This is a genomic window from Streptomyces durbertensis (assembly GCF_014156695.1).
GTDB lineage: Bacteria > Actinomycetota > Actinomycetes > Streptomycetales > Streptomycetaceae > Streptomyces > Streptomyces durbertensis.
Genome location: NZ_WMLF01000594.1, coordinates 1 through 2,598, shown reverse-complemented (window position 1 = coordinate 2,598; position 2,598 = coordinate 1). Strand labels below are relative to the sequence as shown.

At 73.4% G+C, this 2,598-nt stretch carries 1 protein-coding gene and 1 pseudogene; both read right to left on the bottom strand.

The features are described 5' to 3' along the window. Positions 1-347 (bottom strand): annotated as a pseudogene (locus GL263_RS24840) (NHLP bacteriocin export ABC transporter permease/ATPase subunit); the annotation flags it as partial. Between the two features lies 1 nt (position 348). Further along, entirely contained in the window at positions 349-2,490 is a 2,142-nt protein-coding gene (locus tag GL263_RS24835; protein ID WP_182857983.1) for an NHLP family bacteriocin export ABC transporter peptidase/permease/ATPase subunit, read from the bottom strand. Between the last annotated feature and the right edge of the window lie 108 nt (positions 2,491-2,598).

The window sequence follows — 2,598 nt, the reverse complement described above, 5'->3', positions numbered from 1 at the left end:
GGGGCGGGGAGCGCGTGCAGTTCGATGCGGCGCAGGTGGCAGCCGTCCAACGGGCGGCCGACCAGGGTGTGTTCGGGGCCTTCGGTGGGGCCGAGCAGCAGTGTGCCCGGGGTGAGGCGGCCGAGGTGGTGCCAGTGGCCGGCCCGGGTGGTGCCGACGGCGAACAGGTCCATGGCGCCGTCGAGCACCAGCCACAGCACGTGCGGGCCCTCCAGGCCGATGCTGCGCGTCGACAACCGCTCGACAGGAGTGCCGAGTTCGCCGAGCGCGGCGACCACCGGGTCGACGCGGTGGCCGGATGCCGGCTGGACGCCGTACTCCGGCGTGGCGTACGGGGATTCCGACACCTCAGTGCTCCCTGACCAGGGCCGCGTACGCGCCGCCGGCGGCCAGCAGCCGGTCGTGGCGGCCGCGTTCGACGACCGAGCCCCGGTCGAGCACCACGATCTCGTCGCTGTCGCGCACGGTGGACAGCCGGTGGGCGATGACCACACACGCGCAGCCGCGTCGGCGCAGGTTGTCGATGATGAGCTGTTCGGTCACGGCGTCGAGCGCGCTGGTCACCTCGTCGAGCACCAGGACGCTGGGGCGGCGCACCAGGGCGCGGGCGATCTCCAGCCGCTGGCGTTGCCCGCCGGAGAAGTTCCGGCCGTCCTGCTCCACGCGGCCGTGCAGGCCGCCGGGGCGGGCGGCGACCACCTCGTACAGCGCGGCGTCGCGCAGGGCGGCGGCCACCGCCTCGTCCGTGATCGACGGGTCCCACAGGGCGACGTTGTCCCGGACGGTGCCCTCGAAGAGGAAGACGTCCTGGTCGACGAAGGACACCGAGGCGGCCAGGGTGCCGCGCGGGATGTCCTCGATGCGCATGCCGTCGACGCGGATCGCGCCCTCCCAGGGGGTGTGCAGTCCGGCGACGAGCCGGGAGACGGTGGACTTGCCGCTGCCGGAGCCGCCGACGAGGGCGACCTGCTGGCCGGGGCCGACGGTCAGCGAGAAGTCCCGCAGGAGGGGTTCGTCCAGCGGGCTGTAGCCGAAGGTGACGTGGTCGATCTCGACGTGGCCCGTCAACCGCCTTGCCGTGCGCATCTGTTCGGGGCGGTGGAGCAGCGGGTCGGCGGGGAAGTTCTCCACGTCCTTGAGCCGGTTGACGTCGGCGCCGAAGTCCTGGACCCGGCCGACCACGCCGTTGAGCCGGGTGATCGGCGCGGTGAAGCTGGTGACAAGCGCCTGGAAGGCGACGAGCAGCCCGACGGAGAGGTGCCCCTCGACGGCCCGCAGCCCGCCGATCCACAGGATGAGCGCGCTGTTCAGCGCGGCGAGCGTCGGGGCGACGACGGCCAGGTACGCGCTGGGCACACCCAGGCGTTGCTGGACCTCCAGCGTGGTGGCGTGCTGGCCCGCCCAGCGGCGGAAGAAGCCGTCCTCGCCGCCGGTCGCCTTCAGCGTCTCGATGAGCTGGAGGCCGCTGTAGGAGGTGTTGGTGAGCCGGGCGGTGTCGGCGCGCAGCTTCTGCGTGTTGGTCGCGCGCAGCCCGACGACCACCCGCATCGCCACGATGTTGAGCAGCGCGACGAGCACCCCGACGACCGTGAGGCCGGGGTCGTACGTCCACAGCAGTACGGCGTAGAGCAGCACGACGACGGCGTCCACGCCGGCGGCGGCCAGGTCCCTGGCGAGGGTCTCGGCGACGGTGTCGTTTGACTCCAGGCGCTGCACGAGGTCGGCCGGGTTGCGCTGGGTGTAGAACGCCACCGGGAGGCGCAGCAGGTGGCGGAGGAAGCGGGCGCTGCCGAGGGTGGAGGTGACCAGCCGACCGCGCAGCAGGTTCGCCTGTTGCAGTCCGGTGAGGGTGGCGGTGAGCAGCAACGCGAGCGCCATGCCCGCGAAGACCACGCCGAGCGTGGAGGTCTGCCCGCCGATCAGGAACTCGTCGACGTAGGTGCGGCTGAGCGCGGGCATCGTCGCGCCGACGACCACCAGCAGCAGGCTGGCGAGGACGGCCGCCGTGAGGGTGGCCGAGGTGCCGCGCAGCCGGGACGGCACGGCGCGCAGCACGCCCGGTCGCCGTCCGCCGCGCCGGAAGCCGGGACCCGGTTCGAAGGTGAGCACCACGCCGGTGAAGCTGGTGTCGAAGTCCTCCAGGGGGACGAACCGGCGTCCCTTGTCGGGGTCGTTGACGTACGCGCCGAGCCGGCCGAGGCGGCGGCCCATGCCGTCGTAGACGACGTAGTGGTTGAACTCCCAGAACAGGATCGCCGGGCCCCTGAGTCGGGAGAGCGCGGCCAGGTCCATCTGCATGCCCTTGGCGCGCAGGCCGAACCCCCGGGCGGCGCGCAGCAGGTTGCCCGCACGGGAGCCGTCGCGGGAGACGCCGCAGGCGATGCGCAGCTCCTCCAGCGGCACGTACCGGCCGTGGTGGCCGAGCACCATGGCCAGCGCGGCGGCACCGCACTCGACGGCCTCCATCTGGAGGACGGTCGGGGTGCGCACGGGGCGTGGCGTGCGGCCCTTGGGCAGTCCGCCGCCCCGGGCGCGGCGCCCGGCGGGAGCACGGCGGCGCCGGCGCGCGGCCGGGTCAGGACCTGTCTCTTATACACA